A 22,304-nucleotide genomic window follows, 5' to 3' on the forward strand; every position below is an offset into this window, starting at 1 on the left:
GATCGACATGCCCTTACATTGCCACCACCGTCCCCTACAGCCGACGAGAGCACTACATTGCGCCTCTTGCTCAAACCCTTTATCGCTCGTCAGGAGCGCATTTCTGCTCGCTCTGAGCGCGAGTGCTGTCATGCTGCTGTCTTCACAAGCTCTCGCACAGGCCCAGGAGACCGAGACCCGCAGTACTACTGCCCTAGCACCCATCACCGTACACGGAGAAGCGACATCCGTTAACGATACGTATGCCGGCGGCCAAGTCACCTACAGCAACCGGGCGGGCTTCCTGGGGAAAAGAGACTTCATGGAGACGCCTTTCAATGCCATCAGCTATACGGATCGCTTTATCCAGGATCAACAAGCTCAGAGTATTACCGATGTAATTGCAGCGACGGATCCGAGTGTCTTCAGCAACGGCGTCACCAGTGCCTGGAGCGAAACCTATTCGATCCGTGGTTTTGACGCCAGCACACGTGACGTCACGTTCGGTGGTCTGGCCGGGATGGCCCCCTACTACCGTACGTCTCCAGAAATGTTCGAGCGTATCGAGGTGCTCAAGGGGCCTTCGGCACTACTCAACGGGATGCCGCCAGGTGGCTCCGTTGGCGGTGCCATTAACCTGGTTCCCAAACGGGCTGGCGATGAACCGTTGACGCGTTTCACCACCACGTATATGTCCGACGCCCAGATTGGCGGGCACCTTGATGTCGGCCGACGCCTGGGTGACGACCAGCAGTTTGGCGTTCGCGTTAACGGCGTATACCGCGACGGCGAGGGGGCTGTGGATAACCAGACACCAAAGGTTCAAATGGGCTCTCTGGGGTTGGACTGGCGCGGTGATCACGCTCGACTATCAGCCGACTTGTACAGTGCGGACGACCATATTGATGGACCCGCTCGAGGTATCAACCTGGCCCCCGGCCTGGCAGTTCCGACGCCTCCCGCCCCCGATACACTGATCAACCCGGACTGGGCCTTTGCCGACACGCGCGACAAGGGGGCCATATTGCGTGGCGAATTCGACTTTACCGACGAGATCATGGGGTACGCGTCAATAGGTCAAAGCGAAACCAATTACACCTACAACGGTGCCATGTCAGCCCAGGTGCTTGATGATCAAGGCAACTATCGCACAAGCGTTGGTCAGCTTGCCTTCGATGTCGAAAAAACATCGGCGGAAGTCGGGGTTCGCGGTCACTTCCAGACCGGCGCTGTCAGTCACGACATCAGCGTCAATGCCACCCATTATGAGCACGAGCAGCACGATTACGGGCGCAGAAGCGTTCCCGATGCGGACTGGATCACCAACCTATACAATCCGCAATGGGGCCCCGCCGCTGATTTCATTACACCGCACATCATGCATACAGAGCTACGCTTGAACAGCTACGGTTTGGCAGACACGCTCTCGTTTGCCGATGATCGCATACAGCTGACGCTCGGCGCCCGACGCCAGGAAGTGGTGAGCGACACCTACAGCGTGATGACCGGCACACGTATCTCCCGCTATGATGAAAGCGCGGTCACACCCGCCGCAGCACTACTTTTCAAAGCGACCGACCAGGTATCGCTCTACGCCAACTATATCGAGGGGCTCAGCCAGGGGGCCACGGCACCTATGACTGCCGCCAACGCTGGTGAGGTGTTCGAGCCTTACAAGACCAAACAGAGCGAGGTTGGCGTGAAACTTGATCTGGGTGATTTTTCACACACGCTTAGCCTGTATGAAATAAAGCGGCCCAGCAGCTACACCGACCTGGCAACCAATATCTTCTCGGTTGGGGGCGAGCAGCGGAACCGAGGAGTGGAGTGGAGTTTCTTCGGCAGTCCTCTCAGCAACCTGCGCCTGATGGGGGGCATCGCTTATGTAAACCCAGAAATCACGCGCGCCGCGAGCGATGAAGAACAAGGCAATCAGGCAACCGGCGTACCAGACCTGCAAGCCAAGCTAGGCACTGAATGGGATCTATCCGTAGCACCAGGGCTGACACTGACCGCTAATGCCACCGCGATGTCAGAGCAGTACATTAATAGTGACAACTCCCTATCAGTACCCGGACACACTATTTATGACGTTGGAGCACGCTACGCCTCTAACCTTTCCGGCTATCCACTCACACTGCGTGCCACTGTTAACAATGTGACCGATAAAACGTACTGGGCAATGCCACAACTCTCAAGCCTCGCATTAGGCGCCCCCCGCACCTTTATGTTTTCGGCCTCACTGGACTTCTAGACGACTGTAACAAGCGGTGCTAATGCCATAACACCGAATATTTTTCACTACTAACTCCGTAAAACCTCCCCACCTACGCTCGCCGAGCGGGCGTAGGTGTGGATAACTTAAACCGTTAGGTGCTGCTTGATCAGCTCGTTGGAAAGCTCGCTGATATCACCTTTGGCCACCGGGCGGCCGCGGTCCATTATCACAAAGCGGTCGGCGTATTTGCGCGCAAAGGGCAGCTTCTGCTCGACCAGCAGCACCGTTAGGGCGTCTTCGGCAATCAGCTGGCGAATCACCTGGCCAATTTGCGCGACGATATTGGGCTGAATGCCCTCCCCCGGCTCATCCAGAATCAAGAGTTTGGGCTCGATTACCAGCGCTCGGCCAATGGCAAGCTGCTGCTGTTGCCCGCCGGATAAGTCACCGCCGCGGCGGTGCTTCATCTCCTTGAGCACTGGAAACAGTTCATAGATACGCTCGGGGATTTTTTTTAGTCCGTCGCTGCGTGCGGCAAGGCCGGTACGCAGATTCTCTTCTACGGTGAGTAGCGGAAAAATCTGCCGCCCTTGCGGTACAAAGCCAATGCCCAGCCGCGAGCGCGCTTCCACGGCTTTTTGGGTTAGCTCAACCGCTTCGCTGCTCGCCTGGTAGCGCAACTGGCCACTTTTTACCGCCACTTCGCCCATGATGGCTTTCATCAGCGTGGTTTTACCCACTCCGTTGCGGCCCATCACGCAGGTGCACTGGCCAGCGGGTACGTCCAGGTCCAGATCCCATAGCGTATGGCTTTCCCCATAAAACTGGTTGAGCTTTTCAATTGCCAGCATCAGGCAGCCTCCTCGTCGTCAGCACCCAGGTACACTTCGACTACGTTGGGGTCGCTTGAGACCTGATCCATGCTGCCTTCGGCCAGCACACTTCCTTGGTGAAGCACGGTCACCTTGCGGGCAATTGAGCGCACAAAACCCATATCGTGTTCCACGACGACCACCGACTGCTTACCCGCCAAACCGGTCAGCAGTTCGGCTGTACGCTCCATTTCCTGCTCGGTCATCCCCGCGACCGGCTCATCCACCAGCAGCAAGCGAGGGCGCTGCATCAGCAGCATGCCAATTTCCAGCCACTGTTTTTGACCATGAGAGAGGATCCCGGCGGGCTGATAGCGCAGTGGCACCAAGCCGATGGTTTGCAGCACTTCGTCGATGCGGTCCTTGATTTCGCCGGTCATGCGCGCCGTTAGCGTGGGCAATATTCGTTTGTCAGTCGCCATGGCAAGCTCCAGGTTTTCAAACACGCTTAGCGCTTCAAACACCGTGGGCTTTTGAAACTTGCGCCCGATGCCGAGGCTCGCGATCTCCGGCTCGTTCATATGAAGCAAATTATGGCGGCTGCCGAACCAAACGCTGCCCTCGGTGGGCCGCGTCTTGCCGGTGATGATATCCATCATGGTGGTTTTACCCGCGCCATTGGGGCCGATAATGCAGCGCAGTTCGCCGTCATCGATGGTCAAGTTGAGGTTGTTGATCGCCTTGAAGCCATCAAAGCTTACCGTGACGTCTTCCATATACAGAATCGGGCCATGGCGAACATCAACTGGCGAGGCGTCTGGCGCCATAAAGTCAAACACCCGGTCGCGGGCTTTGAGTGATTGCAGCAAACTCATACGATAGCCTCCTGAGTACCCGCGCTGTCTGATGTAGCGGCACGGCGGCGCTTACGCAGAAGCCCCGCCACGCCTTTGGGTAGAAATACCGTCACGAGAACAAACATCGCGCCCAGGGCAAACAGCCAGGCATCGGGCATTACCCCGGTAAAGATGGTCTTGGCGTAGTTGACTAAAATCGCACCGATGACCGCGCCATACAGGGTGGCCCGCCCGCCAAGTGCAACCCAGAGTACGATTTCGATGGAGAACAGCGGGGAGAACTCGCTGGGGTTAATGATGCCCACCTGAGGCACGTAAAGCGCACCGGCCAGCCCCGCGATCATCGCGGAAACCACAAACACAAACAGCTGAAAGCGCTCCACCCGGTAGCCGATAAAGCGCGTACGCGCTTCAGCATCCCGTGTGGCCACACACACCCGGCCCAGCTTGCTGGAAACAATCGCCCGGCACAGGATATAGCTCAGCGCGAGTGCGACGCCGGTGGCCAGGAAAAGCCCCAGACGTGTGTCGTTGCTGCGTAGGTTAAAGCCTAAAATCTCGCGAAAATCGGTCAGGCCGTTGTTGCCGCCAAAGCCCATTTCGTTACGAAAGAACGCCAGCATCAGCGCAAAGGTAAGCGCCTGGGTAATAATTGAGAGATACACCCCGGTAACCCGCGAGCGAAACGCCAGAAAGCCGAACACCAGTGCCAGAAGCCCCGGCGCCAGCAGCACCATGGCAAACGAGAACCAGGCCATATCAAAGCCCTGCCAGTACCAGGGCAGGCTGTCCCAGCTCAGGAAAACCATGAAATCCGGCAGCTCCGGGTGGCCGTAGGTGCCCCGGTCACCAATCTGGCGCATCAGGTACATGCCCATGGCATAGCCTCCAATGGCAAAAAATGCGCCGTGGCCCAGGCTTAAAATGCCCAGATAACCCCACACCAGATCCACCGCAACGGCAAGCAGCGCATAGCTTAAGTACTTGCCGAACAGGTTAACCGTGTAGGCGTTAACGTGCAGCGGGCTACCTTGAGGCACCACGGTATGCAGCACCGTGACGAGCAGCAGCGCAGCCAACAACACGCCCAGGAAAATCTGCGTGGCGCGCTCGCCAAACGGGCGGGTGAGCCAAAACTGGCTTGATGGTGACGGGGTTGTTGAAAGTGACGGTTTTGAAAAAGATCGTGTCATCATGGGTTAGCCCTCCGCAGCCCGGCCCTTCTGCGGGAAGAGTCCACGCGGGCGTTTTTGAATAAACAGGATGATAAACACCAGTACGATAATCTTGGCCAGCACCGCGCCCGCCCAGGGCTCCAGCACCTGGTTGATCACGCCCAGCGACAGCCCGGCCACCAGCGTCCCCCACAGATTGCCCACACCGCCGAATACCACCACCATGAACGAATCGATGATGTAGTTCTGGCCGAGGTTCGGCCCCACGTTGGTGAGCTGGGAAAGCGCGACCCCGGCAAGCCCGGCAACCCCCGAACCCAGCGCAAACGTCATGATATCCACACGTGTCGCACGGATGCCCATGGAGCGTGCCATGGCGCGGTTCTGGGTCACGGCACGCACTTCAAGCCCCAGGCGCGTGCGGCGCATAATCAGCATCAACGCGGCGAAAACGACCAAGGCAAAGATGAGCACCACCATGCGGTTAATGGTTAGCGACAGCGCATCGTTGATCACCAGCGAGCCGCTCATCCACTCAGGGGTAATCACCGTGCGGTTAAGCGGTGAGATGCCGGTGCGTACCAGCTGCTGCAGAATCAGGCTGATACCGAAAGTGGCGAGCAGCGTTTCCAGCGGGCGGCCTTTCAGAAACTGAATAACGCTGCGCTCAATCGCGACACCCACGAGGGCGGCGACCAGAAAGCCGGCCGGGATGGATAGCACCAGCGCCAGCCCCGGCTGGCCGGGCAATAGCTGCTGCATCATCCAGGTAGTGTAAGCACCCAGCATCATCAGCTCGCCGTGGGCCATGTTGATCACACCCATCACGCCAAAGGTAATCGCCAGACCAATGGCGGCCAGTACCAGTACCGACCCCAGGCTCAAGCCAAAGTAGAGCGTTTCAACCCCACGGTTGATTTTCAGGTTCTGTTCCACGCTGACAAGCGCGGCGCGGGCGGCATCCGCAACTACCGGGTCGTCGCCATTGGCTGCGCGGTTCAGAGCCACCCGAGCACGGGGATGCAGGCTGCCGGTAAGCGCCTCGACGCCGGCCATTTCTCCCTGCTCGGCGCGATAAATCGCCACCGCCTGGCTTAGCCGGGTGCGCACCTGACTATCGTCTTCTTCCAGTATCAGTTCATTGATCGGTTCGACCAGCTCGCTGTCCACTTCGCCCAGCAGTCGAGCGGCGGAGGTGCGGCGGCGTTCCAGATTGGGCGAGTAGAGATCCACCACGGCAATCGCACTGCGCAGCTGGTTACGCAGGGCGTTATTGATGCCCACGCGGTCCAGATCGCGACGTGACATTTCACCCAGCGGTTCATTCGTCAAGGCGTCTGCCACCGGCCACTCGCGGCCACTGTTATCGAGTACGACAACAAATTGACCATCGTCGGCACGCTGCAAGCGGCCATCCAGCAGGGCCTGCAGCCAATCACGGGCGCGCTCGTCGTCGCTTTGTAAAATGGCGGTGATGGCCTCGCCTTTATCGCGGTAAGAATCAACATCCAGTGCGTCAAGAAGCGCAAGCGCAGCGGTATCATTAGGTGAGGAATTGGCGGTGTTTGTTTGTGCCTGCGCGGTGAGGGTGACCCCCAACAGCAGGCAGCAGAGCATCGCCAAGGAAAGGAAACGCCTCATAGGGTTCTTCCTTTGGTTATCCAGGTGAGAAGGTAGCGTGCTCCTTGCCGCGCCGGGGCGCGGCAAGGGAGATGTTTTAGCGCAGTTAATTACTCGGCGAGTGCCGCTTCGGCTTCTTCAGCGGCGGTGCTGCCACCGCACGAGCCGTTCACGACGTTAAAGTTGCCGCACTCCATGGGCTTGCGCCAATCGGCAATCAGATCACGCGAGCCGGGCAGGTAATCAGACCAGGCATCACCCGCTACCGTTGAGGGCGTTTGCCAAACGATGTCGAACTGGCCATTGTCCTGAATTTCACCAATCAGCACTGGCTTGGTGATGTGGTGGTTAGGCATCATCGCCGCATAGCCACCGGAAAGGTTGGGTACGGTCACACCGATGATGGCGTCTTTTACCGAATCGACATCGGTAGTACCCGCTTTACGCACCGCTTCGGCCCACATGTTGAAGCCAATGTAGTGCGCTTCCATGGGGTCATTGGTGACGGTTTCTTCGTCGCCGGTGTAATCGATCCAGGCGTCGATAAAGTCGTAGTTATCGTCGTTATCGACGCTCATAAAGTAGTTCCAGGCAGCCAAGTGGCCCACCAGCGGGCCGGTATCAATACCGGTAAGCTCTTGCTCGCCAACCGAGAAGGCGATAACCGGAATATCGGCGGCGTCGATCCCCTGGTTAGAAAGCTCGGTATAAAACGGCACGTTGGCATCACCGTTAATCGTCGAAATCACGGCGGTCGGTTTGCCCTCTTCACCAAAACGACGGATTTCTGACACGATATTCTGCCAATCGGAGTGGCCGAACGGTGTGTAGTTGACCATGATGTCTTCTTGCGCAATACCGTGCTCATCCTTAAGGAAGGCTTCGAGGATACGGTTAGTGGTGCGCGGATAAACGTAGTCGGTACCGATCAGCGCAAAGCGCTCAATGCCGACTTCATTGATCAGATATTCAACGGCAGGAATGGCCTGCTGATTAGGCGCCGCCCCGGTGTAGAACACGTTTTCTGATGACTCTTCGCCCTCATACTGCACCGGGTAGAACAGCAGGCCGTTTAACTCTTCGACCACCGGCAGCACGGCCTTACGCGATACCGACGTCCAGTTACCGAAAATGACATCAACCTCTTCCTGGGCCAGCAGTTCACGGGCACGTTCGGCAAACAGCGGCCAGTTAGAGGCCGGATCAACCACTACCGCCTCCAGTTGGCGGCCCAACAAGCCCCCAGCGTCATTTTGCTGCTCAATCAGCATCTCGACCGTATCCTTGAGAACGGTTTCACTGATCGCCATGGTGCCGGACAGAGAGTGCAGGATACCGACCTTGATCGGGTCGTCGTTCTGATCGCCGCTTTGGGCAATGGCCTGGGCGCTTGCACCCATCACTGCGGCGGCCAGTAGAGAAGTAATAAAACGGCGAGAAAGGACATTGTGATGTTGTATGGCCACTTGAATCTCCTTGCACCCTTTATAGCTGGGGCTTGTTATGAGGGCTTCGCGACCGAGCTGACTGCCATTACGCGTGATTATTATGGGTACGGCATCGACTCGGTACGTCCACGAGGACTTAGCCACTAGCATTTGCAAGGGGTGCGCCACATTGAAACAAAAGCTAGTATTAACTTTTAAATCAATTGCTTGGATATATTTAAAAAGCTACCATTCTGATCTTTTGCACTGCGGTAGCGCGTCCATGCATTTGCGGCGCACACTTCTTATGCACCAGGACGACGCTTTGCACCAACAGTGCACGTTAAGGCTTCAGATACAAAAAAACGCCCTAGGAAACTCCAGGGCGTTTTGGATTAGAGCTTGAAAGAGCACTTAAAGAAGTACCCAAAAAGTACTTAAAAAAGCACTAAAAAATGCTTATTCGGCAGCCGCTGCCGCCCGCTTACGACGCTTTTTCAACAGCGGTAAGCCAAGCGACAGTAACGCGATTACCAACAGCGAGAGTGAAATCGGCTTATCAATAAACGTCGTCCAGTCACCGCCGGAGATCTGCAGCGCACGGCGCATGGACTCTTCCATGATATTGCCCAGAATCAACGCCAGGATCAGCGGGGCCGCCGGGAAGCCAAACAGGCGCATGCCCAGGCCCAGCAGGCCAAAGCCCAACAGCAGCAGCAGGTCAAACACGCTAAAGCTCATGCCGTAAACGCCGATCATGCAGAAGATTAGAATCAGCGACAGCAGCAGCGGCTTGGGGAGGTCGAGAATTTTGGCAATCAGCGGAATCAGCGGCAGGTTCAAGACCAGCAGGAAGATGTTGCCGATATACATACTGGCTACCACGCCCCAAAACACGTCCGGGCGTTGCTCAAGCATCATCGGGCCAGGTGTAACGCCCATCACCAACAGCGCGCCCAGCAGTACCGCCGTGGTGCCCGAACCCGGTACACCCAACGTCAATAATGGTACAAATGAGCCGGTACACGCCGCATTGTTGGCGGCTTCAGGAGCTGCCACCCCTTTAATGTTGCCCTGACCGAAGGTATTACCATCTTTGGCAATACGCTTTTCCATGCTGTAGCCCAGAAACGAGCCAATAGTGGCGCCAGCACCAGGCAAAACGCCGGTGAAAAAGCCCAGTACCGAACTGCGGCCAACCGGTCCGGCGATCTCTTTCACTTCAGAACGGGTTAGTTTTAGCGAGCCAATCGCATTGCGTGGCGTCTCTTTACCGCCCCCGCCACGCAGCAGCATGTAGAACACCTCAGCGAGCGCAAAAATACCCAGCGCGACCACCAGGAAATCAATGCCGTCAAGCAACTGCGCCGAACCAAAGGTAAAGCGCTCAGTACCAGTTTGCATATCGATGCCGACAATCGAGATCATTACCCCGACAACCGCGGCGATTAAGCCTTTTACCAGCGACTTATCAGACAGCGACACAACGGCGGTCAGGCCCAATACCATCAGGGCAAAATATTCAGCCGGACCAAAGCTAACCGCCACCTTGGAGAGCAACGGAGCCACCAGCATCAAGAAAATGACCGACACCGTGCCGCCCACAAAAGATGAATAGGCGGCTATGGCAAGCGCTTTACCCGCCAGCCCTTTCTTGGCCATGGGATAGCCGTCAAACGAAGTAGCCACCGTGCCCGCCACCCCTGGCGCATTAAGCAGGATGGATGACGTGGAGCCACCGAAAATAGCCCCGTAATAAACTCCCGCCATGAGAATCAAGCCAGAAGATGGCTCCATGGCAAAGGTAATCGGAATCATCAAGGCAAGTGCACTGATGGGGCCTAACCCCGGCAGCATGCCAATAATCGTGCCAGCAAACACGCCGGCAAAAACGTAAGCGATATTGATCGGCTCAAGCGCGATGCCAAAGCCGTACATAAGATTATTCAAGGCATCCATGAGAGTTACCCTCTTAAAGACCTGCTAAAACGGCTTGTTTAGAAAGGCAAAACGCCCGTCGGTAGATACACATCCATGACCCGTGTCATGGTGAGATAGAGGGCTAATACCACTCCCAACGACGTGGCAATGTTGACTATTAGGCGGCGATAGCCGTAGTAGGCAGTCAACCCTACGCATAGCAGCGTGGAAGCCAGGACAAATCCTAACGGCACTAGTAGCAGCGCATACGCTGCAATCGCCAGTGACGTGACAATAACGCGCGCCCAAGGCGTCAGCAGCAGCGGGCCCTGAGTGGCTTCTTCGTCAATCTCATCTGCGCCGGCTATCGCGCCAGGTTTTTCAAAAAACAGAAAGGCCGCCAGCAGCAGCAGAGCGACACCTAATACCTTGGGGAACAGGTCAGAATCGACCGGGCGTGGCAACGGAAACGTAGGCACTTGCCACGCCATGGCCAAATAGGCAGCAGCGAAGAGCGCCAGTACCACCGCCAGCCACTGGTTGGTATTCAATTTAGTCATTGGAATTCTCCGGGAGCACACGCCCAGTCGTTTCGGACAGGGACGTCACGAACAGACGCACCCAGCGGCACATTGGCCGCTGGGATAACACAGCATTGCTCTATAGGGTGTTTATTGGCGCAGCAGGCCAAGGTCGCTCAGCACGCTGCTGAACTGCTCTTGCTGCTCATCAAGGAAGACACCAAATTCTTCGCTGTTCTGATAGGCATCGATCCAACCTAACTGGTCGCTTGCCTGACGCCAGGCATCGGTTTCGAGCATTTCAGCGAACAGATCTTCGTAGTAGGCAACTGCTTCTTCGGGCATATCCGGGGTGCCCATCACGCCACGCCAGATGTCGAAGGTGTAATCGATACCTTGTTCCTGGTAGGTCGGCACGTCAGCTAATCCACCGCCCAGACGCTCTTCGGAAGATACGCCCAGGGCGCGCAGTTGACTGCCCTCACCCAGTTGGCCCACCGACTCACCCGCACCGGTAATGACCGCTTCAATATGCCCGCCCATCAGGTTGGTCATGGCATCGCCACCGCCTGAGAACGGAATATAGTTAATGCTTGAAGCATCAAGGCCAGCTGCCGAAGCAAGGCCTGCGACAGAAATATGATCCATCGAGCCCGGCGCACTGCCGCCGCCCACGCTCAGGCGGGGATTCTCTTTGAGTGCCGCAAACAGATCGTTAAGATCCTGATATTCAGAGTCTGCGGCTACCAGAATGATCGAGTAATCGGTATTGATGCGTGCCACCGGGGTGAAGTCGGTGTGATCGTAGCGCGACGCACCGGCAAGCGGAACCAGAATCACTGGTGGGCTAGTAGCAAACAGTTTGTGTGGGTTACCGCTATCACGAGCGATTTGCGCCCAGGCCACCGCACCACCACCGCCAGGTACGTTGATTGCGGCAAAGTTCTTGTCAGCCAGTTCTTCTTGCTGAATAACACGCGACATGGTGCGCACCAGCGTATCCCAGCCGCCACCCGGGTTGGCGGGGGCAACGAACTCAATCGATTTGCTCGGCGTCCACTCCTGAGCCTGGGCAGTGACACTCATACCCGCCAGAGCGGCCATCGGTAGGGCAATTACGGCTAAGCGCTTCAAGGAAAGCGAGGTCATTTGGCGTTCTCCACATATATATGTTGTTGTGTGGTCCACTGTTATTATTTCGTGGTTACGCCGCGAACGTTAGAAGAGGTCGCCCCTTGCCGACAAGTTTGTGAACATAAAGAACAAAAAGTGCATTGTGAGCGTTTTGTTCATTATGCTCACGCACTGGGTTTATAAATAGGGCTTGTAAATAGAATTTATAATGTGTCCATCCACTCCCGGCCCCGCTCAAGTAGGCGATAGCGGCGCTCGGGACGCCCCACATCGCCATAACCTAGCTCAGCAGCCACGCTCTGCTCGGCGACCAGAAATTCCAGATAGCGGCGGGCAGTCGAGCGGCTTGCGCCCATGGCTTTAGACACCTGCATCGCCGTTAGCGGCAGCGACGAGATCGTCAATGCGTCGATCACGCTGCGCAGCGTTAATCGATCAATCCCCTTGGGCAAACTGCCCACCGGCGTGCGGGGGCTGGCGTCAGGCATCAAGCGTGCCAATACTTGATCCAGCTCATCCTGGTTCATTTCATTTTGATTGGCCAGCGCTTCGCGCTCACGCTGAAAACGCATGAGCGTCTGGTGCATTCGAGAGGCTTCGATGGGCTTGATCAGGTAGTCAAAAACACCACAGCGCAGCGCTTCACCGATGGTGTCGACCTCGCGTGCAGCGGTCACCATCACGATATCCACATGCACATAGTCGCGCCGAATGGCCCATAGAAGCTCTAGCCCCTCTACATCCGGCAGATAGGCATCCAACAAGATCAAATGGATATGGTCAGCATGCTCGGCCATCAGGGCTTTGGCTTCGCTGCCATTGCGCGCCATACCCACTACGTGAAAGGCATCACTTTGCTCAATGAAGGTCTTGTGGATGTCGGCGATGCGAAAATCGTCTTCGACAACCAGAATGCCGTATTGGGTTGCAGGCATGCTCACTCCTTTTACGGGCGTCATTATTATGCTTAGGGCGCATCAGGTTCAGCGCACAGTGAGCGGTCCAGCACTGCAATAAAGCAGGCGCCGCCCAGCTCGCTCTCTTCAAGCGTTACGGCACCACCATGCTGTCGGCAAAGCCTTGCCACCAGCGCCAAGCCGATGCCGCAATGCTTGCCCGCTTTAGTAGAAAAGCCTTCCTGGAACACCGACTCGGCATGCTCGGGGAGTACGCCTGGACCATTATCCTCTACTTCAATCAGCAACTGCTCACCCAAATCAGTGAAAAACAGTCGTACGCTGGGCGCGCTGCTATTAGGGCCGTTAAGCGCGGCGTAACAGGCATTATCCAGCAGGTTACCGACCACACTCATCATGACTTCCTGCCCGGTCGGGGTCAGCGGGCAGGAGAGCGAGCTCTGCTCGTCGATCTCAAGCGTCACGCCCAGTTCACGTGCCCGGGTAAGTTTACCCAACAGTGTACCGCTGAGCACCGTATCGGCGACATTGCGCATCAAGAAACTCATCTGTGCCTGCGCCCGCTCGGTTTCCTGATGAATGAGCGCCAGCGCCTCGTCAATGCGCTCAAGCTGAAGGAGCCCGGAAATGGTATAGAGCTTATTGGAGAACTCATGGGCTTGGGCACGCAACATATCCACATCCCGGCTTGCCTGGGTGAGCGCCTGGGAAAGGTCGATGATTTCCCGACGGCTTCGAAACGTGGCCACCGCGCCTTCGATTTCTCCCTCATGCAGAATGGGCACCCGGTTAACCACCGCCGGGTGGTCACCCAGCCACATCTGCTGATCAAACTCCTGCTCGCCGTGCTTGAGCACTTCCAATAGGCGGGTGTTGGGCACCACATCCTGAATCGGCTGGCCCAGCATGACATGCTCATCGGGCAGATTGAGAAAACGTCTGGCCTGTTGATTCACAAGAGTAATATAGCCATCGCGATTAACCGCCAGGATACCCTCGTGAATGGACTGCAAGATGGCTTCTTTTTCCATTGCCAGCCGGGCGATTTCATAAGGCTCCAGGCCTAGAATCACCTTCTTAAGGTGCTGGGATAACCAATACGCACCGGCAAAGCCCAAAGCAATCATCAGCGCGACGAGCGCCCAGCCGAAGCTGGTGTAACGCGCAACATCCATCTCTACCCGGTCCATCATAAAGCCGACGGAAACGAGTCCGATAATATTGCCCTCTTCATCCCAAATCGGGGTTTTACCGCGCATAGCGGTCCCCAATGTGCCGGTCGCCTCGGACACGTAGGACTGACCATAAATAAGCGCCTGGTCGTTATCCCCGCCCACCATCGCCTCGCCAAGTCGCTCTGTGACAGGGTGTGAATAGCGAATCGACTGCGCATTGCCGACCACCACATAGCGCGCGCCAGTTTCTATACGCACTCGCTCTGCAAGTGGCTGAATGATCAGCGCCGGGTCAGGCGTGGCAAACGCATTTACAATCTGCGGCATGCCCGCCACCGTTTTTGCAACCGCCAATGCCCGCTCGCCCATCTGGTGGCTGATAATCTCTGCTTTGCGGTGATTGAGATATGTACCTTGAGCCAGTAGCATGCCGGCCAGCAGTAACCCCACCAACAGCATTACCTGCAAACGAAAGCTACGTTTATACCAGCGACGTTTCGCACGAGTACGGCGCCAGCGCTGTAATTCAGCTAAGGTACGGGGGCGGGTATCAGTCATGGCGGAACTCAAAATGCGCGACAACGTCATTATGACATGCGCAGCAAGGGGGCGTTAATCGCCATCTTTTATGTCATTCAGGGAGGCGTTGGGTGTTCAGCATATTTAAACGCGTTATTTCGTCGAACGGCTGTCTGTTTATCAGCACTACTTATTTAAGTCTTATGCTTGCCAGTCCGGCGGCCGCTAATCCTTTTTATGCGCCCCCGCCACCCACCGACGACGCACCGATTTTTAGCGGCGACGCTGAACTTGGCTTTACCCACCTTTCCGGTAACACCAATAGTCAGACGCTGATTGGCAAGTCCCGCTTGACCTGGCTGACCGGCGATTTTATACATTCGCTGCGCGGCGAGGTGCGTAACGTGAGCAAGGATGGCGAAACCAGCGCCGAGCAGTATCTGGTAGCTGGCCGCGAGCGCTATGATTTCAACGGCCCACACTACGTGTTCGGCTTTGCCCGCTGGGAGAAAGATCGCTTTGCGGGTTACGACCAGCAGCTTTCCGTGATCGGCGGTTATGGCCGCCAGCTGTTAGAAGGCTCGCGCCATTCTCTTTCGCTTGAGGCAGGCCCAGGCTACCGGAATGACCGCTTGCGCGACGCTGATAACGAACAGCTTGCGGTTGCCTATACCGCCTTGGCCTATCACTGGGGCTTTTCGGATTACGCTGATATCGAGCAGGAAATGTCGGTGGAGTACACCCAGCAAAACATCACGGGCAGATCACTGACAGCGCTCACCGCCAGGCTCAACTCGCGTATGTCGCTACGCTTGTCCCATGAAATTAAACACAATTCTCAGCCGCCGGACGACGCCAGCGAACGCACCGATAACACCACCAGCGCCTCGCTACTTTATCACTGGTAGTCAAAGCAACACTTATGTTGGCTGGCCAGCCAATATTAACACCGGCTTTGTTTTTTTCATCGCTCCAGTATGGTGCATTGCCTTGTTTTAAGCTCCCATATTTAAGCATCCAATCCAATCACGTTCGACTTTGGTCTAGTCGCACGATATACTAGCGCCAGTTTCCTGTCCTCGCGCCATTCAATGAATGGCGCTTTTTTTTTGCTGCGCTTTCCGCATTTGCGCTGTTTCCTCATGTTCCACCAAGGTGTTCTTATTGATGAACCAACCAATCTCCGATGCTGAAAGCTATAAGCATTCTTCGCTTGGCGACCCCATCGTACTCACGTTAAGCATTGGCTTTATCGTGCTTTTTCTAGCGCTTTCCTTTTACGATCTGGACCTTGTCGCTGACTCGATCAGCCAGGGTTTTGCCTGGAGCGCGCTGACCTTCGGTACCTACTTCCAGTTTCTGATGCTGTTGACGTTCTTCATCGCCATCGGGCTTGCGCTGACGCCAGCCGGCAACGCCAAGATCGGCAACCTGGATGCACCGGAACTGAGCACCTTTAAGTGGCTTTCGATCATCTTGTGTACGCTGCTGGGCGGTGGTGGTGTCTTTTTCGCCGCCGGTGAGCCGATCTATCACTTCGTGAACGTGCCGCCCACCTTCGATACCGACCCGGGTGTGGCCGCCGCAGTGCCTGGCGCGCTCGCGCAGTCGTTTACCCACTGGGGATTCGTCGGCTGGGCAATTCTGGGGTCGCTCACCGCAATCGTGCTGGCCCACGCCCACTACGTGAAAGGCCAGCCGCTGCAACCACGCACCCTGCTCTACCCGTTATTCGGTGAGCGCGTAATGCGTGGCCCGCTGGGTGGCGTCGTGGATACCTGCTGCGTATTGGCAGTGGTAGCGGGCACCGTCGGTCCGGTCGGCTTTCTGGCGACCCAGGTCAGCCATGGCCTTGAGGTGCTGTTCGGGCTGCCTAACACCTTCGTTACCCGGCTTTTGGTTCTGGCGACCCTGGGTATGGTGTACGTGCTTTCAGCGGTCAGCGGTGTACACAAGGGCATGCAGCTCTTGAGCCGCTTCAATGTCATGCTGGCGCTGGGCATCGGCGCGGTCATCTTCTTGTTCGGGCCGACGCTGTTTCTGTTCAACAGCTACTTTGCCAGCATGGGCACGTACCTGGACAACTTCTTCAAGATGGTCACCGCCACCGCGGAAACCTCGCCGGCGGATTGGATGCAGTGGTGGATCGTGTTCTTCTACGCTTGGTTCATCGCCTTTGCGCCCTTGATGGCGATCTTCGTAGCGCGCATCTCGCGCGGGCGTACCATTCGCGAGATGATTCTGGCCGTGGCGGTCATCGCCCCCATCGCCACCACGGTCTGGTTCACACTGCTGGGCGGCTCAGGCATCTACTACCAGTTGACCGGCGTGATCGAACTGACCGATGCGCTGACGAACTTTCAGTTCGATATCGCCACGCTCACCTTGGCCCAGGCGCTGCCTGGCGGTACCTGGATGGCGCTGGCAATCCTGCTGCTGACGACCATCTTCGTGGCCACCACCGGCGACTCCATGAGTTACTCCATTGCCATGGTCGGTGCGGGCCACGATGAGCCCAGCCCGTTTCTACGCGCCTTCTGGGGCGTGACCATGACGATCATGGCCGCGGTGCTGCTGGCCATGCGTGAAGGCCAGATCGCCGCACTCCAGCAATTCATCGTGATTACCGCCGTGCCGGTATCTTTGATTCTGCTGCCCTCCCTTTGGGATGGCCCGAAAGCGGCGTTCGCCATGGCCCGGGAGCAGGGCATTATTGACAGCTAGCGACTCTGGTAAATCTTTCTCATCTGAATGTGATGTGCATGGCCTTATTGTATGAGGCCATGCATTCCCACATTGAATACAAACAATGCTAATTTTAACTAGCATTTTACAGAGTTAAGCTACGCCGCTCCCCTAGTTATAAGTAACTTATGAAATTTAATTTCATGTAAATGGTGCTTTTGTAATTAGCTGACAAGCAATTCTCACTCTGACTATGAGAAAATGGAATGCATACGCAACTTAATTTCTTTTGTCTGCTGCCCCGTGTGTGTGAACAATAGCCAGTCTATTTTCCGCTCTCTTTTCCGCTTAGTCACTCTTCACTCATAAAGCGAAGACTTGATCGAGCTATGGGCGCATCTGAATTATTAAAAATAATTTTATTAGCAGGAGTTAATATGAAACCTTACCTGTCCAAGGTCTGCTGTGGCTTAAGTGCTGGTCTTTTACTAGCGGGATGTAGTAGCGACAGTAAGCCTAATATCGCTATTGGGCCTCCTGCCAGTACAACGCAAAGCGTTTCCCAACTGCTGTTTGATGCCTACGGTATAGGCAAGGACAAATACAGCACGTATCAAGAGGGCTTTGGCGCTGCACTTGATGGCGTACAAGATGGCAACATTGATATTTCGATCGGCATTCTTGGTTTGCCTTCAGGTAGTATTGAAAACCTGCAGGCTTCAAGCGGTGACGCTCGACTATTGGGTCTAAGTGACGAGGCGATCGACTACATAGAAGCCAATAGTGCCTATAAGCGTTTCACGATTCCCGCAGGTAGCTACGACTTTCAGGACCAGGATGTAGAAACCATCACGGCCTACGCTGTCTTGGTCGGCAATACCCAGACGATTGATGAAGAACTCGGCTATGAGCTGGCGCGTTTGATGCATGAACACGCTGAAGAGAATACACACGCTCAGTCAGCCTTCATGACCCTGGAAAATGCCTTGAACGGCTCTGAAGGCCTGCCGATTCATCCTGGTGCCAAGCGCTACTATGAGGAGCAAGGGCTGACGGTCGATAACCCCGTGGCAGAGCTTGGTGATATCGAACCGAAAAGTGAATTCGTTCTGGGCACCGGTAGCCAAGGCGGTACTTATTACCCACTGGGTGGCGAAATGGCGACTATCTGGAATCGTTACCTGGATGGCCAGAATTTTACCAATATCGAAACCGGTGCCTCCATCGAGAACCTGGTCAGCATCCGCGATAACAATATGGACCTGGGGATGACGGTTCACGCCCCGGCGCAAGACGCCGTTGCAGGCCGTGGTGAGTTCGACGGTGGTGCTATCGATAACGTCGCATTCATCGGGCATATCTACCCGGAAGTCATCCAGATTGTCACTCGTGACCGCTCCGAGATCGAAAGTCTGGGCGACCTGGCCAATTAATTTGTGATCCCTTCCCGCCGCTGGGTAAACCAGCGGCGTCATCCGCATGAGGCTTAAACGTGGATAAAAAAAAAACTCCTGACGAAGCATCGCTATTAGAGAAATATGATCGCGAGTCGCAGATACGCTCGCCGCTCCAATTAGGCAAATGGGCTTGGCTCATTACCCTGATGGGCGTATCCCTCACCTGCTTCCATCTATACACCGCGTATTTCGGCACGCTTCCTTCGCAGCAGCAAGGCGCGGTTCACCTCGGCATGGCCCTTGGGATGATATTCATCCTATTTCCTGCCACACGTGGCACTGGCCCTCGCCATGGTGTTCCCTGGTACGACATCGTACTGGCCTTCGCGGCAACCTTTGCAGCCTATTATAAAATCATTTTTTATGAAGAGGTGCTGCGCGCCCGGATTACCGGCTACTCTACGTTTGATCTCACCATAGCCGTGCTCGGCGTACTGTTTGTTCTGGAGGCAACCCGCCGTACCGTTGGCATGCCCATTGTCATCATGGCTACGTTAGCGATTCTATACGCGCTGTTTGGCAACTTGATTCCGAGTCCTTTACTCTCGCATCCGGGTTTTGCCCTTGAGCAGATCTCGCCATATTTATGGTTTAGAGAAAGCGGGGTATTTGGCACACCGCTGCAAATATCGGCGCGCTTTATCTTCCTGTTTCTATTCTTCGGCGTGGTATTGATGCATACCGGCGTGGGCCGCTTCTTTAACGATCTGGCGTTTGCTGCCACCGGCCGTTTTACCGGCGGAGCAGGGAAAGCAGCCGTCATGGCAAGCTCACTACAAGGCATGATTTCCGGAAGCTCAATCGGTAATACCGTTGCCTCGGGCTCGTTCACTATCCCGATGATGAAGAATGCTCGCTTCAAGCCTGAAGTCGCAGGCGCCATTGAAGCCTCAGCCTCAACCGGCGGGCAAATCATGCCGCCGCTGATGGGGGCGGCTGCCTTCATCATGGTGGAGTATGTGGGGGTCTCTTACCGGGAGATCATGTTTGCCGCGTTGATTCCGGCCATTCTCTATTTCACCGGTATTTTTATTGGCGTCCACTTTGAAGCCAAGCGCCACCGTATCCTGGGGCTTCCCAAGGACCAGTTGCCCAGCAAGCGTAAACTGCTGCTGGAAAAAGGCTACATGCTGTTGCCGCTGCTGGTTATCGTGACCACGATCAGCATCGGGTTTACGGCTCAGCGGGCGGCCTTGCTGGGTATCGCCTGTGCCTTTGCGGTGAGCCTGGTGCGTAAAGAGACGCGACCTACCTTGAAAGGCGTTCTCAATATCTTTGAACAGGGGGCTCGCGTGGCCTTGCCGGTCATTGCCGCCGTCGCGTGTGCAGGCATCATTGCAGGCGTCGTGGGCATGACCGGCATGGGGGCGAAATTTGCAGCCGGTATCATCAGTCTAGCAGACGGCGTGTTGATACTTGCCCTGCTGTTCACCATGGTCGCCTGCATTGTGCTGGGCATGGGCCTACCCACCACGGCCAACTATGTGGTGACGGCCACCATCGCGGCACCAGCGCTGATCAACGAGTTTGGCCTGCCCCCCATGGCAGTACACCTGTTCGTGTTTTATTTCGGCATCATCGCGGATATCACCCCGCCAGTGTGCTTGGCGGCCTTTGCCGGCGCAGGCATCGCTCAGGCTAATCCGATGAAGACCGGCTTTACCGCCGTTAAATTGGCCATAGGGGCCTTTATCATCCCCTACGCATTTATCTATAATCCTATGCTGGTATTGGTCGACCCGACACCGATTGGGTTGATCAGTGCGTTGGCCTTCTCACTACTCGGCATCATGGGCGTCAGCAGCGCATTACTGGGTTACTTTATTCGCGACTCCCGCGTATGGGAGCGTCTAGTGCTCTTGGCCGCCGGGCTTGCCATGGTCGTCCCTGAACTAATGACCAGCGGCTTAGGACTGATTGCCATGGCAGCCATTGGCTGGTGGCAGTCACGTCGAAAGGATGCTTTCCAGGATGCTCAGCCACTCGCTTCATGAGTTATGATCACCTCAACATTACCCCGGTGCTTGGCTGCCGGGGTGATTCACAGGTTATCAGGAGCATCCCCCTTGGCCTCACGCAACCTTCCTTCAACCGCCGCCATGCAGTGTTTCGAGGCGGCGGCGCGCCATATGAGCTTTACCCGGGCGGCCGATGAGTTAAGCCTGACCCAGAGTGCGGTCAGCAAGCAGGTCGCCCACCTTGAATCTACGCTGCAGCATAAGCTGTTTCGCCGCGTAAGACGCACGCTTGTGCTGACACCAGAGGGCGCCATCTTCTTAAGCGACGTACGCAAGGTACTCGCCCAGATAGAGATGTCGACTCACGCCATCATGACTTATAGCGGCAATAGCGAAGTGCTTAAAGTGGCCACTTTGCCAAGCTTTGGCAGCCGTTGGCTAGCGGACAAGCTGCCCCCCTTTTTAGCTGCAAACCCGGGCATTAGCCTGGAATTTCACGACAGGGTTGAAGACTTTGCCCTTGAACAACAAGATATCGATATTGCGCTGTTTTATGGTCACGGTAGTTGGCCTAATCTTGCTTGCCATAAACTGGTAGATGAGGAGATGGTCGCGGTTGCCGCTCCATCGCTTCTGGCTCAACACCCTATCCATACTGCGAGTGACTTGGCCCAGCTGCAACTACTTCACCTTTCTACCCGCCCGGATGCCTGGCACCACTGGTTTGCAGGACAACAGATCACCACTGATCGCAGCTACCACGGCACTCGTTTTGAAACCTTCCCCATGCTGGTACGCACCGCCATGGCAGGTGGGGGCGTTGCTTTAGTGCCACACTTTACCGTGGATGAAGAGTTGGCCGCCGAGCGCCTTGTACTCGCCTGGCCGCATCGGTTATACAGCGAGAGCGCGTATTATCTTGTTTACCCTGAGCACCTGGGTGAACTGGGTAAAGTACGCCGCTTCGTCGAGCACATTACGGCCAGTGCCGCTATTAATCCAAACGCTGGCAAATCCACTCGATAAAAACGCGTACTTTATAAAGTTCCGTCATATGTTCTGGATATGCCATGTAGTAAGCATCCTTGCTTTTTAACGAGAATTGCCAAGGAATAATCAGTTTGCCTTCGTCAAGCTCTTCTTGAGCTAGAAATTTCGGTACCAGCGCCACACCGCAGCCCGCACGCGCTGCGCGTAATGCCATATAAAACGTATCAAATCGCGGGCCGTGATAACTGTGTTCCGTATAGAGCGACTGCGCGTCGAACCATTCGTGCCACGCCTCGGGGCGAGTGGACACCTGTAATAACACCAAACCAGTTAGTGCCAAGGGGGTATCCACTCCCTTTTGCTTAATCGTCGAAGGTGCACAAACAGGAACCAGCTCCTCGTCCAATAGTTTAATGCACTCCGCCCTCGGCCATACCCCGTGGCCAAAAAAGAAAGCCACTTCAATACGCTCTTTTTGCATATCGAATGGCTCTGAGCGATTGGAAATATTGAGATTGATAGAGGGGTGCTGATGGCGAAACCCATTCAACCGTGGGATTAGCCAACGTGCTCCAAAGGTTGGCAAAGTTGCCACATTGAGCACGTCTGATTCCACCCCGTACGACTGCATATAGCGTGTCGACATCTCTACCTGAGCCAAAATTTTACGCGCCTCACCTAGGTACACAGCACCTTCCGGCGTCAGGTGAAGGCGCTTTCTCACTCGCCGAAACAAAGGGTGTAGCAAAGTAGTTTCAAGTTGCGCGACCTGCTTACTTACCGCGCTTTGCGTCAGGCTTAATTCATCTGCCGCACGAGTAAAGCTAAGGTGCCGTGCAGCTGCCTCAAAACAGTGCAAAGCCGTTAAAGACGGCAAATGATTACGGCGCATGCCAACCCCACTTAATGAAAAAAAAGAATGATATTTTTCTTAATCATC

General features: G+C 55.7%; 17 protein-coding genes. 6 read left to right on the forward strand and 11 right to left on the reverse strand.

From position 1 onward, the window contains the following. The first annotated feature begins 130 nt into the window (after nucleotides 1–130). Nucleotides 131–2,233 (forward strand): TonB-dependent receptor, encoded by a 2,103-nt coding sequence (locus ACT3XD_RS11690; RefSeq protein ID WP_303393867.1) that lies wholly within the window; start codon nucleotides 131–133, stop codon nucleotides 2,231–2,233. 107 nt (nucleotides 2,234–2,340) lie between these two features. Here ACT3XD_RS11690 and urtE read toward each other — a convergent pair whose 3' ends face one another. From urtE to ACT3XD_RS11740, 10 genes are all read right to left on the reverse strand, one after another. Beyond that, nucleotides 2,341–3,048 carry an urea ABC transporter ATP-binding subunit UrtE gene (gene urtE / locus ACT3XD_RS11695; RefSeq protein WP_192538647.1) on the reverse strand — a complete coding sequence of 236 codons (708 nt, stop codon included), beginning with the start codon at nucleotides 3,046–3,048 and terminating at the stop codon, nucleotides 2,341–2,343. Beyond that, the gene (urtD, locus tag ACT3XD_RS11700; RefSeq protein ID WP_192538648.1) at nucleotides 3,048–3,884 is read right to left on the reverse strand and encodes an urea ABC transporter ATP-binding protein UrtD; all 837 of its coding nucleotides are present in this window, start codon (nucleotides 3,882–3,884) and stop codon (nucleotides 3,048–3,050) included. Before urtD ends, urtE begins: the two co-directional genes overlap by 1 nt. Then, the gene (gene urtC / locus ACT3XD_RS11705) at nucleotides 3,881–5,059 is read right to left on the reverse strand and encodes an urea ABC transporter permease subunit UrtC (protein WP_192538662.1); all 1,179 of its coding nucleotides are present in this window, start codon (nucleotides 5,057–5,059) and stop codon (nucleotides 3,881–3,883) included. The genes urtD and urtC overlap by 4 nt, the downstream gene beginning before the upstream one ends. Nucleotides 5,060–5,065: 6 nt before the next feature. Beyond that, the gene (gene urtB, locus ACT3XD_RS11710) at nucleotides 5,066–6,682 is read right to left on the reverse strand and encodes an urea ABC transporter permease subunit UrtB (protein ID WP_192538649.1); all 1,617 of its coding nucleotides are present in this window, start codon (nucleotides 6,680–6,682) and stop codon (nucleotides 5,066–5,068) included. An 89-nt stretch (nucleotides 6,683–6,771) separates the two neighbouring features. Beyond that, entirely contained in the window at nucleotides 6,772–8,061 is a 1,290-nt protein-coding gene (urtA, locus tag ACT3XD_RS11715; RefSeq protein ID WP_225736215.1) for an urea ABC transporter substrate-binding protein, read from the reverse strand. Between the two features lie 486 nt (nucleotides 8,062–8,547). Then, the gene (locus ACT3XD_RS11720; RefSeq protein ID WP_192538651.1) at nucleotides 8,548–10,047 is read right to left on the reverse strand and encodes a tripartite tricarboxylate transporter permease; all 1,500 of its coding nucleotides are present in this window, start codon (nucleotides 10,045–10,047) and stop codon (nucleotides 8,548–8,550) included. A gap of 38 nt (nucleotides 10,048–10,085) precedes the next feature. Further along, entirely contained in the window at nucleotides 10,086–10,568 is a 483-nt protein-coding gene (locus ACT3XD_RS11725) for a tripartite tricarboxylate transporter TctB family protein (protein WP_192538652.1), read from the reverse strand. A gap of 111 nt (nucleotides 10,569–10,679) precedes the next feature. Beyond that, on the reverse strand, nucleotides 10,680–11,678 hold the full coding sequence (locus tag ACT3XD_RS11730) for a Bug family tripartite tricarboxylate transporter substrate binding protein (RefSeq protein ID WP_192538653.1): 999 nt from the start codon (nucleotides 11,676–11,678) through the stop codon (nucleotides 10,680–10,682). Between the two features lie 188 nt (nucleotides 11,679–11,866). Beyond that, the gene (locus ACT3XD_RS11735) at nucleotides 11,867–12,598 is read right to left on the reverse strand and encodes a response regulator (protein WP_192538654.1); all 732 of its coding nucleotides are present in this window, start codon (nucleotides 12,596–12,598) and stop codon (nucleotides 11,867–11,869) included. Nucleotides 12,599–12,630: 32 nt separating this feature from the next. Then, nucleotides 12,631–14,313 (reverse strand): ATP-binding protein, encoded by a 1,683-nt coding sequence (locus ACT3XD_RS11740; protein WP_192538655.1) that lies wholly within the window; start codon nucleotides 14,311–14,313, stop codon nucleotides 12,631–12,633. A gap of 164 nt (nucleotides 14,314–14,477) precedes the next feature. Between ACT3XD_RS11740 and ACT3XD_RS11745 the strand changes: the two genes are divergently transcribed. The 5 genes from ACT3XD_RS11745 to ACT3XD_RS11765 all read left to right on the forward strand — a co-directional run bounded on the left by ACT3XD_RS11745 (nucleotide 14,478) and on the right by ACT3XD_RS11765 (nucleotide 21,400). Continuing rightward, nucleotides 14,478–15,182 carry a DUF481 domain-containing protein gene (locus ACT3XD_RS11745; protein ID WP_192538663.1) on the forward strand — a complete coding sequence of 235 codons (705 nt, stop codon included), beginning with the start codon at nucleotides 14,478–14,480 and terminating at the stop codon, nucleotides 15,180–15,182. 259 nt (nucleotides 15,183–15,441) lie between these two features. Further along, nucleotides 15,442–16,998, forward strand: coding sequence for a BCCT family transporter (locus ACT3XD_RS11750; protein ID WP_192538656.1), 1,557 nt, complete (start codon nucleotides 15,442–15,444; stop codon nucleotides 16,996–16,998). A 398-nt stretch (nucleotides 16,999–17,396) separates the two neighbouring features. Beyond that, nucleotides 17,397–18,392 (forward strand): TAXI family TRAP transporter solute-binding subunit, encoded by a 996-nt coding sequence (locus ACT3XD_RS11755; RefSeq protein ID WP_192538657.1) that lies wholly within the window; start codon nucleotides 17,397–17,399, stop codon nucleotides 18,390–18,392. Nucleotides 18,393–18,451: 59 nt separating this feature from the next. After that, nucleotides 18,452–20,410 carry a TRAP transporter permease gene (locus tag ACT3XD_RS11760; RefSeq protein WP_192538658.1) on the forward strand — a complete coding sequence of 653 codons (1,959 nt, stop codon included), beginning with the start codon at nucleotides 18,452–18,454 and terminating at the stop codon, nucleotides 20,408–20,410. Between the two features lie 72 nt (nucleotides 20,411–20,482). Then, nucleotides 20,483–21,400 (forward strand): LysR substrate-binding domain-containing protein, encoded by a 918-nt coding sequence (locus tag ACT3XD_RS11765; protein WP_172116943.1) that lies wholly within the window; start codon nucleotides 20,483–20,485, stop codon nucleotides 21,398–21,400. Here the strand turns inward: ACT3XD_RS11765 and gcvA are convergent. Next, nucleotides 21,369–22,256, reverse strand: coding sequence for a transcriptional regulator GcvA (gcvA, locus tag ACT3XD_RS11770; protein ID WP_172116942.1), 888 nt, complete (start codon nucleotides 22,254–22,256; stop codon nucleotides 21,369–21,371). The two genes, ACT3XD_RS11765 and gcvA, sit on opposite strands and share 32 nt — an antisense overlap. Nucleotides 22,257–22,304: the final 48 nt, after the last annotated feature.

Source organism: Halomonas sp. AOP7-B1-5, from assembly GCF_052353045.1.
Lineage (GTDB): Bacteria > Pseudomonadota > Gammaproteobacteria > Pseudomonadales > Halomonadaceae > Vreelandella > Vreelandella colorata.

Excerpts from the sequence above, each read along its gene's own strand:
- urtA (WP_225736215.1), bottom strand. The coding sequence starts at position 8,061 with ATGGGTGCAAGCGCCCAGGCCATTGCCCAAAGCGGCGATCAGAACGAC.
- ACT3XD_RS11725 (WP_192538652.1), bottom strand. The coding sequence starts at position 10,568 with ATGACTAAATTGAATACCAACCAGTGGCTGGCGGTGGTACTGGCGCTC.
- urtD (WP_192538648.1), bottom strand. The coding sequence starts at position 3,884 with ATGAGTTTGCTGCAATCACTCAAAGCCCGCGACCGGGTGTTTGACTTT.
- ACT3XD_RS11745 (WP_192538663.1), top strand. The coding sequence starts at position 14,478 with ATGCTTGCCAGTCCGGCGGCCGCTAATCCTTTTTATGCGCCCCCGCCA.
- ACT3XD_RS11735 (WP_192538654.1), bottom strand. The coding sequence starts at position 12,598 with ATGCCTGCAACCCAATACGGCATTCTGGTTGTCGAAGACGATTTTCGC.
- ACT3XD_RS11750 (WP_192538656.1), top strand. The coding sequence starts at position 15,442 with ATGAACCAACCAATCTCCGATGCTGAAAGCTATAAGCATTCTTCGCTT.
- gcvA (WP_172116942.1), bottom strand. The coding sequence starts at position 22,256 with ATGCGCCGTAATCATTTGCCGTCTTTAACGGCTTTGCACTGTTTTGAG.
- ACT3XD_RS11690 (WP_303393867.1), top strand. The coding sequence starts at position 131 with ATGCTGCTGTCTTCACAAGCTCTCGCACAGGCCCAGGAGACCGAGACC.
- ACT3XD_RS11730 (WP_192538653.1), bottom strand. The coding sequence starts at position 11,678 with ATGACCTCGCTTTCCTTGAAGCGCTTAGCCGTAATTGCCCTACCGATG.
- ACT3XD_RS11755 (WP_192538657.1), top strand. The coding sequence starts at position 17,397 with ATGAAACCTTACCTGTCCAAGGTCTGCTGTGGCTTAAGTGCTGGTCTT.
- urtC (WP_192538662.1), bottom strand. The coding sequence starts at position 5,059 with ATGACACGATCTTTTTCAAAACCGTCACTTTCAACAACCCCGTCACCA.
- urtE (WP_192538647.1), bottom strand. The coding sequence starts at position 3,048 with ATGCTGGCAATTGAAAAGCTCAACCAGTTTTATGGGGAAAGCCATACG.
- ACT3XD_RS11720 (WP_192538651.1), bottom strand. The coding sequence starts at position 10,047 with ATGGATGCCTTGAATAATCTTATGTACGGCTTTGGCATCGCGCTTGAG.
- urtB (WP_192538649.1), bottom strand. The coding sequence starts at position 6,682 with ATGAGGCGTTTCCTTTCCTTGGCGATGCTCTGCTGCCTGCTGTTGGGG.
- ACT3XD_RS11740 (WP_192538655.1), bottom strand. The coding sequence starts at position 14,313 with ATGACTGATACCCGCCCCCGTACCTTAGCTGAATTACAGCGCTGGCGC.